At 53.0% G+C, this 9,034-nt stretch carries 8 protein-coding genes and 1 pseudogene; 6 read left to right on the top strand and 3 right to left on the bottom strand.

Annotated elements, in window-relative coordinates:
* Positions 1-66: 66 nt before the first annotated feature.
* From RTW80_RS13995 to RTW80_RS13985, 3 genes and pseudogenes are all read right to left on the bottom strand, one after another.
* Positions 67-621 (bottom strand): annotated as a pseudogene (locus RTW80_RS13995) (DKNYY family protein); the annotation flags it as partial.
* Positions 618-2,087: a hypothetical protein gene (locus tag RTW80_RS13990; RefSeq protein WP_012136583.1), complete on the bottom strand. Its 1,470-nt coding sequence runs from the start codon at positions 2,085-2,087 to the stop codon at positions 618-620. The gene RTW80_RS13990 and the pseudogene RTW80_RS13995, both read right to left, overlap by 4 nt.
* A gap of 365 nt (positions 2,088-2,452) precedes the next feature.
* Positions 2,453-3,007 (bottom strand): DUF3304 domain-containing protein, encoded by a 555-nt coding sequence (locus tag RTW80_RS13985; RefSeq protein WP_000522558.1) that lies wholly within the window; start codon positions 3,005-3,007, stop codon positions 2,453-2,455.
* 349 nt (positions 3,008-3,356) lie between these two features.
* On the opposite strand from RTW80_RS13985, the gene lptM reads away from it, so the two are divergent.
* From lptM to uvrD, 6 genes are all read left to right on the top strand, one after another.
* A complete protein-coding gene (gene lptM / locus RTW80_RS13980; protein WP_000799889.1) occupies positions 3,357-3,560 on the top strand; it encodes an LPS translocon maturation chaperone LptM in 204 nt (67 codons plus the stop codon).
* A gap of 36 nt (positions 3,561-3,596) precedes the next feature.
* Positions 3,597-4,421: a diaminopimelate epimerase gene (dapF, locus tag RTW80_RS13975; RefSeq protein WP_001160654.1), complete on the top strand. Its 825-nt coding sequence runs from the start codon at positions 3,597-3,599 to the stop codon at positions 4,419-4,421.
* The gene (locus tag RTW80_RS13970) at positions 4,418-5,125 is read left to right on the top strand and encodes a DUF484 domain-containing protein (protein WP_000812796.1); all 708 of its coding nucleotides are present in this window, start codon (positions 4,418-4,420) and stop codon (positions 5,123-5,125) included. Before dapF ends, RTW80_RS13970 begins: the two co-directional genes overlap by 4 nt.
* Positions 5,122-6,018, top strand: coding sequence for a tyrosine recombinase XerC (xerC, locus tag RTW80_RS13965; protein ID WP_000130691.1), 897 nt, complete (start codon positions 5,122-5,124; stop codon positions 6,016-6,018). The genes RTW80_RS13970 and xerC overlap by 4 nt, the downstream gene beginning before the upstream one ends.
* A complete protein-coding gene (gene yigB / locus RTW80_RS13960; RefSeq protein ID WP_001213584.1) occupies positions 6,018-6,734 on the top strand; it encodes a 5-amino-6-(5-phospho-D-ribitylamino)uracil phosphatase YigB in 717 nt (238 codons plus the stop codon). Before xerC ends, yigB begins: the two co-directional genes overlap by 1 nt.
* Positions 6,735-6,817: 83 nt before the next feature.
* Positions 6,818-8,980 carry a DNA helicase II gene (gene uvrD / locus RTW80_RS13955; RefSeq protein ID WP_000383411.1) on the top strand — a complete coding sequence of 721 codons (2,163 nt, stop codon included), beginning with the start codon at positions 6,818-6,820 and terminating at the stop codon, positions 8,978-8,980.
* Positions 8,981-9,034 lie beyond the last annotated feature (54 nt).

Below are 9,034 nucleotides of genomic sequence, written 5' to 3'. Positions count from 1 at the left end.
GCTGATAGAAACAGAAGCCACTGGAGCACCTCAAAAACACCATCATACACTAAATCAGTAAGTTGGCAGCATCACCACATCACTGCTGCTCCCCTGACGTCGACCGGACAAGTAGAGATTTTTACTATCCATCAGCGTGGTAGAGTTACCTTCGATAGCTTTTAGTGTCGCCAGATCAACACGTGACGCGCCGCTATTACTTTCGGTGCGCTGTCCGTCAAAATAGAGGCTATATTTATCGACCGCGAAGCGGCCCATAGCCTGAAAGCTGGCAATATCGACAGTGGGGGTTCCCGGTGGATTGCTAACGATTTTGCCACGCCAGAGAATAACGCGGCCGTCTGTCACCCAGTGGTATTCCTCATTTTTTATGCTTATTTCATCGGTGGGTATATAGCCTTCCACCAACTCCCGCTCCCCGGATATATTTGTCACAAGGCGCAAATCGGCTCTGTTCATCTTCGGAAATTGGGCAATGATTTTCTCATCCTCCCCATAACCTTTACCGTAAGACATAACACCGTGATCATTGTAATAGTCGAACCCTATGGCCTGTACAGCAGGCGTCAGAAATATGTGCCCCAACAGGATGAGTGCAACTGTGATTATTTGACCATTCATTTTGTCGCCTCATTGCGCGGGGCAGGAATAAATTCGCCGTCATCAGTAATTTTTCCGTCCAGATATCCCGTTTTGTAATTTACGCCATAGCCATATCCCGAATGTTGTTCCTTCCAGATTAAGCGAACTTGTTTCGGATCAGCGGTGCGGTATCGCCAGAGCTGCGCGCCATCAAAGCTGTAAACGTAGCGGTTATCGCGGGCATACCATCTGCGCAAAAAGGGATGGTCATTAAGATGGGCTTCGCGTTCATCCGGAGAGTGGTTATCCAGTAAGATCAGCGGTCCGTCAGATTCAAACACGTGTAAACCGGAATGGTATGGCCACCCTTCGGCACGCGTAAGTAAATAGCCGTGGCGTTTCCCGGCGTTGAAACGTTTGTTGATAATAAGATTGGGATCATCAAGTTTCACGATCTCCAGCTTGCGGTCACCAGACTCTGTTTCGATGATGGTATAAAGCGAGTCCTGATACTGGGCGACAGCATCACTGATGGGGTGAAACTGTTCCGGATCGAGTCCGGGTAATTCTTCCTGTTTACAAGCAGGCCCTTTACGCCAGAACACTTTCTTTTCCAGCAGAGAAAAATCCAGACAGTGCTTTGTTAAATCTTCATCCCACGCCAGATTTTCCTTGTCGAGGACTTTACGCTGTAGCCCGTTTTTATCACGCCAGGTCAAGAGTGAGCCGGGCATCCAGCGTACGACGGAAAAGGTGTTCGGGTCGGCATCAAGCTGTTCGCTGTTGATCAGGATTTTGGTCCGTGTACGAGCCAGGGTATCCCAGGGGCCAAATGGGGCAGGAAGGCAGGGATTGAATGCTGTAGAGAATTTACCGCGCTGATCCCATGATTTTTGTGCCAGTACCGTAAAGGTGTCAGGATCATCAAGGCGCTGACCATTTGCGTAAAGATAATGCTTGTCACGGAGAATCAAACCTAGCCAGTCTGGTTTCCATTGCGGGTTAAATTCTACCTGACGCAACGTTCGGCGGTTTAGTTGCTGGTTGCTATCGGTGCGTTTGCCTTCGTAATAGAGGCTGTACTTATCTGCGGCAAAATCACCCCATGCCTGAAATGACGAGATATCGACTGGCGGTGTGCCTGGAGGGTTTTGCACAATCTCGCCAGCGTAGAGAATAGCGCGACCATCGCTATAGTAAGAGTAATGGGGAAGAGTTGCGTTTGCGCCGCTGTAGACAACGTCTGTCGTGAGATCAGTAGCCGGGGGCACCGTTTCCCAATCCTTCAGTTTTGTTGGGTCAATTAACAAATTCGGTAACAGACGCAGACGCTTGTAGTTAATCTGCGGTAGCGAAAGATTGGTCTTTTCATAAGGGCGCAGGTACACCACGCCTTTTCCTTGTTTCTGGTAAATATTATGTTCCGGCTCATCAAGCCGACATCCCCATGCCGATGATAAGAACAATGAACAAGACAACAAACAAACCACATTGCGATAGTGCATAAAGCCATCCTGGCGCGAGGTGCCGATCACGAAACTACCAGCAGAACATAATTCCCCGCACGTAAGCGTAACTTTTGCGGCAAATCGTCACTTTTCAGAATCCATAAAGGTCATTGCTATTTTCTGATAGTTGCTGGGTAAACGTGATGTTTCCATTCGCGATATAAATACGAGGTACTGCGCCATGGTGTGACTGATCACGTTAAAATATTCCGGATTGACGCCGGGAAGGGTTTCAACATGCGGCTCTGCCCCCGTTGCCTACTTTATTGTCTTTCGCGAGTTGTACCCAGGTCCCACCATCGGTATCTAACATTCCCCACATTATTACGCTTTCTGCCGAACGTGATTTTTATAGAAATCTATCAATTCATTTTTCCTGTGGCATAAAGTTTATCTTTCACATCCTGCCGAACGCGGGTCTTGTACCCCCCATTGTGAAGATCTTCATACGGAGAAAAAGAATCTTTACTCCACCCCAGCAGCACTTTATCGCCAGGCATAAAATGCACATGCAGAAAATCTTCTCCCCATTCTCTTTTGGGGAGAGGTAACGTCATATTCCGTTTCTCCAGACGCATTCCAGCATTATACTGTGTACGAGTAGTACTTAATGTCCAGATAACCTCTGCCGTATCCCCACTAACATCACCACAACAGGTTGTTGAACCGCCACCATTTGCAAAAGCATTCGCGCCCGCCACGCCGTTAACACTGAATCCCAGTATCGGGCGGTCAATTTCACTGTGGATTTCCAGAATCACTCCACCTCTTGGTCCTCCCCATACTGCCTGTCCTATATTCCACAACACGACCAGTACCGGAACGACAATTAACGTCCGCCATACCCAGCGCCCCCACCGGGCATAACCGCGCGTAAGCTTTTGGTCAAATTTTTCCAGTTGGGTAAATAGCCCCATCAGATTTTATTCCCTCTTATCACCAGGTTGGCAAAGTTGTATGTCACTGGCGACTAAGGTCAGACAACAAAATTGCATGGTGCGCCACTCTTTTAAAAGCTCCATGCCGACGATAAGAACAACGAACAAGCCAACAAACAAACCACATTGCGATAGTGCATAAAGCCATCCTGGCGCGAGGTGCCGATCACGAAACTACCAGCAAAACATAAATCCCCACGAGTAAGCGTTATACTCGCAGCATTTCCTCACTTTTCAGACTTCATAAAGAGTCGCTAAACGCTTGCTTTTACGTCTTCTCCTGCGATGATAGAAAGCAGAAAGCGATGAACTTTACAGGCAATCCATAATGAAAAACGTGTTTAAGGCACTCACTGTATTACTTACTCTCTTCAGCCTGACGGGCTGCGGTCTGAAAGGTCCGCTCTATTTCCCGCCTGCAGATAAAAACGCACCGCCGCCGACCAAACCGGTAGAGACGCAAACGCAATCCACGGTGCCGGATAAAAACGATCGCGCCACTGGCGATGGTCCATCCCAGGTGAATTACTAAAAGTCAGTTTCTGTACCCGCGTGATTGGAGTAAATGATGCAGTTCTCGAAAATGCATGGCCTTGGCAACGATTTTATGGTCGTCGACGCGGTAACGCAGAATGTCTTTTTTTCACCGGAGCTGATTCGTCGCCTGGCTGATCGGCACCTGGGGGTAGGGTTTGACCAACTGCTGGTGGTTGAGCCGCCGTATGATCCTGAACTGGATTTTCACTATCGCATTTTCAATGCTGATGGCAGTGAAGTGGCGCAGTGCGGCAACGGTGCGCGCTGCTTTGCCCGTTTTGTGCGTCTGAAAGGACTGACCAATAAGCGTGATATCCGCGTCAGCACCGCCAACGGGCGGATGGTTCTGACCGTCACCGATGATGATCTGGTCCGCGTAAATATGGGCGAACCCAACTTCGAACCTTCCGCCGTGCCGTTTCGCGCTAACAAAGCGGAAAAGACCTATATTATGCGCGCCGCCGAGCAGACAATCTTATGCGGCGTGGTGTCGATGGGAAATCCGCATTGCGTGATTCAGGTCGATGATGTCGATACCGCGGCGGTAGAAACGCTTGGTCCTGTTCTGGAAAGCCACGAGCGTTTTCCGGAGCGCGCCAATATCGGTTTTATGCAAGTGGTTAAGCGCGAGCATATTCGTTTACGCGTTTATGAGCGTGGGGCAGGAGAAACCCAGGCCTGCGGCAGCGGCGCGTGTGCGGCGGTTGCAGTAGGGATTCAGCAAGGTTTGCTGGCCGAAGAAGTACGCGTGGAACTCCCCGGCGGTCGTCTTGATATCGCCTGGAAAGGTCCGGGTCACCCGTTATATATGACTGGCCCGGCGGTACATGTCTACGACGGATTTATTCATCTATGAAGCAACCAGGGGAAGAACTGCAGGAAACACTCACGGAGCTTGATGACCGGGCGGTTGTCGATTATCTGATTAAAAATCCTGAGTTTTTTATCCGTAATGCGCGCGCAGTAGAAGCGATACGTGTGCCGCATCCGGTACGCGGCACCGTTTCGTTGGTCGAGTGGCACATGGCCCGCGCACGTAATCATATTCATGTTCTGGAAGAGAACATGGCGCTGTTGATGGAACAGGCTATCGCCAACGAAGGCCTGTTTTATCGCCTACTCTACCTGCAGCGCAGTCTCACCGCCGCCAGCAGTCTCGACGATATGCTGATGCGCTTTCACCGCTGGGCGCGCGATCTCGGCCTGGCAGGTGCGAGTCTGCGCCTGTTTCCGGATCGCTGGCGCTTAGGTGCGCCGTCGAACCACACTCATCTGGCATTAAGCCGTCAGTCTTTCGAACCGCTGCGTATTCAGCGTTTGGGGCAGGAACAGCACTATCTTGGGCCGCTTAACGGACCAGAGCTGCTGGTGGTGCTACCGGAAGCGAAAGCGGTGGGATCGGTGGCGATGTCGATGCTGGGAAGCGATGCTGATTTGGGTGTCGTGCTGTTTACCAGTCGCGATGCCAGTCACTATCAACAAGGGCAAGGAACGCAGTTACTTCATGAAATTGCGCTGATGTTGCCGGAGCTTCTGGAGCGTTGGATTGAACGCGTATGACCGATTTACACACCGATGTAGAACGCTACCTACGTTATCTGAGCGTGGAGCGCCAGCTTAGCCCGATAACCCTGCTTAACTACCAGCGTCAGCTTGAGGCGATCATCAATTTTGCCAGCGAAAACGGCCTGCAAAGCTGGCAGCAATGTGATGTGACGATGGTGCGCAATTTTGCTGTACGCAGTCGCCGTAAAGGGCTGGGAGCAGCAAGTCTGGCGTTACGGCTTTCTGCGCTACGTAGCTTTTTTGACTGGCTGGTCAGCCAGAACGAACTCAAAGCTAACCCGGCGAAAGGTGTTTCGGCACCGAAAGCGCCGCGTCATCTGCCGAAAAACATCGACGTCGACGATATGAATCGGCTGCTGGATATTGATATCAATGATCCCCTCGCTGTACGCGACCGTGCAATGCTGGAAGTGATGTACGGCGCGGGTCTGCGTCTTTCTGAGCTGGTGGGGCTGGATATTAAACACCTCGACCTGGAGTCTGGTGAAGTGTGGGTTATGGGGAAAGGCAGCAAAGAGCGCCGCCTGCCGATTGGTCGCAACGCTGTGGCGTGGATTGAGCACTGGCTTGATTTGCGCGACCTGTTTGGTAGCGAAGACGACGCGCTTTTTCTGTCGAAACTGGGCAAGCGTATCTCCGCGCGTAATGTGCAGAAACGCTTTGCCGAATGGGGCATAAAACAAGGGCTGAATAATCACGTTCATCCGCATAAATTACGTCACTCGTTCGCCACGCATATGCTGGAGTCGAGCGGCGATCTTCGTGGTGTGCAGGAGCTGCTGGGTCATGCCAACCTCTCCACCACGCAAATCTATACTCATCTTGATTTTCAACACCTTGCCTCGGTGTACGATGCGGCGCATCCACGCGCCAAACGGGGGAAATAATGCGTTTTTACCGGCCTTTGGGGCGCATCTCGGCGCTCACCTTTGACCTGGATGATACCCTTTACGATAACCGTCCGGTGATTTTGCGCACCGAGCGAGAGGCGCTTACCTTTGTGCAAAATTATCATCCGGCGCTGCGCAGCTTCCAGAATGAAGATCTGCAACGCCTGCGCCAGGCGGTACGGGAAGCGGAACCCGAGATTTATCACGACGTGACGCGCTGGCGTTTTCGTTCGATTGAACAAGCGATGCTCGACGCCGGGCTGAGTGCCGAAGAAGCCAGTGCAGGCGCACACGCAGCAATGATCAACTTTGCCAAATGGCGCAGCCGAATCGACGTCCCGCAGCAAACTCACGACACCTTAAAACAGCTGGCGAAGAAATGGCCGCTGGTGGCGATCACCAACGGTAACGCCCAGCCGGAGCTGTTTGGTTTGGGGGATTATTTTGAGTTTGTGCTGCGCGCTGGCCCGCACGGGCGCTCAAAACCGTTCAGCGATATGTACTTTTTGGCTGCGGAAAAACTCAACGTGCCGATCGGCGAGATCTTACATGTTGGGGACGATCTCACCACTGACGTGGGTGGGGCAATTCGCAGCGGAATGCAGGCTTGTTGGATCAGACCGGAAAATGGCGATCTGATGCAAACCTGGGACAGCCGTTTACTGCCGCATCTGGAAATTTCCCGGTTGGCATCTCTGACCTCGCTGATATAATCAGCAAATCTGTATATATACCCAGCTTTTTGGCGGAGGGCGTTGCGCTTCTCCGCCCAACCTATTTTTACGCGGCGGTGCCAATGGACGTTTCTTACCTGCTCGACAGCCTTAATGACAAACAGCGCGAAGCGGTGGCCGCGCCACGCAGCAACCTTCTGGTGCTGGCGGGCGCGGGCAGTGGTAAGACGCGCGTACTGGTGCATCGTATCGCCTGGTTGATGAGCGTGGAAAACTGCTCGCCATACTCGATTATGGCGGTGACGTTTACCAACAAAGCGGCGGCGGAGATGCGTCATCGTATCGGGCAACTGATGGGCACGAGCCAGGGCGGTATGTGGGTCGGCACCTTCCACGGGCTGGCGCACCGTTTGCTGCGTGCGCACCATATGGACGCCAATCTGCCGCAGGATTTCCAGATCCTCGACAGTGAAGACCAGCTACGCCTGCTTAAGCGTCTGATCAAAGCCATGAACCTCGACGAGAAGCAGTGGCCGCCGCGGCAGGCAATGTGGTACATCAACAGCCAGAAAGATGAAGGCCTGCGTCCGCATCATATTCAAAGCTACGGTAATCCGGTGGAGCAGACCTGGCAGAAGGTGTATCAGGCGTATCAGGAAGCGTGTGACCGCGCGGGCCTGGTGGACTTCGCCGAGCTGCTGCTGCGCGCTCACGAGTTGTGGCTTAACAAGCCGCATATCCTGCAACACTACCGCGAACGTTTTACCAATATCCTGGTGGACGAATTCCAGGATACCAACAACATTCAGTACGCGTGGATCCGCCTGCTGGCGGGCGACACCGGCAAAGTGATGATCGTCGGTGATGACGACCAGTCAATCTACGGCTGGCGCGGGGCGCAGGTGGAGAATATTCAGCGTTTCCTTAATGATTTCCCCGGTGCCGAAACTATTCGTCTGGAGCAAAACTACCGCTCTACCAGCAATATTCTGAGCGCCGCTAACGCCCTGATTGAAAACAATAACGGGCGTCTGGGTAAAAAACTGTGGACCGATGGCGCGGACGGTGAGCCTATTTCCCTCTATTGCGCTTTTAACGAACTCGATGAAGCGCGTTTTGTGGTTAACCGCATCAAAACCTGGCAGGACAACGGCGGGGCGCTTGCCGAGTGCGCCATTCTCTACCGCAGTAACGCCCAGTCGCGTGTGCTGGAAGAAGCACTGTTGCAGGCGAGTATGCCGTACCGTATTTACGGCGGGATGCGCTTCTTCGAACGCCAGGAAATCAAAGATGCGCTCTCGTATCTGCGCCTGATTGCCAACCGTAACGACGACGCGGCCTTTGAGCGTGTGGTGAATACGCCAACGCGGGGTATTGGTGACCGGACGCTGGACGTGGTACGTCAGACATCGCGCGATCGCCAGTTAACACTCTGGCAGGCATGTCGTGAACTGTTGCAGGAAAAAGCCCTCGCCGGACGTGCTGCCAGCGCCTTACAGCGGTTTATGGAACTGATCGACGCCTTAGCGCAGGAAACTGCCGATATGCCGCTGCATGTACAGACTGACCGGGTAATTAAAGACTCCGGCCTGCGTACCATGTACGAGCAGGAGAAGGGCGAAAAAGGTCAGACGCGTATCGAAAACTTAGAGGAACTGGTGACGGCAACGCGCCAGTTCAGCTACAACGAAGAAGACGAAGATTTAATGCCGCTGCAGGCGTTCCTATCCCATGCGGCGCTGGAAGCAGGCGAAGGGCAGGCGGATACCTGGCAGGATGCGGTACAACTGATGACCATGCACTCGGCGAAAGGTCTGGAGTTCCCGCAGGTGTTTATCGTCGGTATGGAAGAGGGCATGTTCCCAAGCCAGATGTCGCTGGATGAAGGCGGGCGTCTGGAAGAAGAACGCCGTCTGGCCTACGTTGGCGTAACCCGCGCGATGCAGAAACTGACGCTGACCTACGCGGAAACTCGCCGTCTGTATGGCAAAGAGGTTTACCATCGCCCGTCGCGCTTTATTGGCGAGCTGCCGGAAGAGTGTGTGGAAGAGGTGCGCCTGCGCGCCACGGTAAGCCGCCCGGTCAGCCATCAGCGGATGGGTACGCCGATGGTCGAGAACGACAGCGGCTACAAGCTCGGCCAGCGTGTACGCCACGCTAAGTTTGGTGAAGGCACCATCGTCAATATGGAAGGCAGCGGTGAACATAGCCGTTTGCAGGTGGCATTCCAGGGCCAGGGAATCAAATGGCTGGTGGCAGCTTACGCCCGGCTGGAGTCGGTGTAACGTTGCCGGATGCGGTGCTGCGCACCTTATTTGGCCTAAAAAATCATTCAGATT

The organism is Escherichia sp. AM3 (assembly GCF_032029835.1).
Classification (GTDB): Bacteria; Pseudomonadota; Gammaproteobacteria; order Enterobacterales; family Enterobacteriaceae; genus Escherichia; species Escherichia coli.
This window is presented reverse-complemented; position numbering and strand designations above follow the sequence as displayed.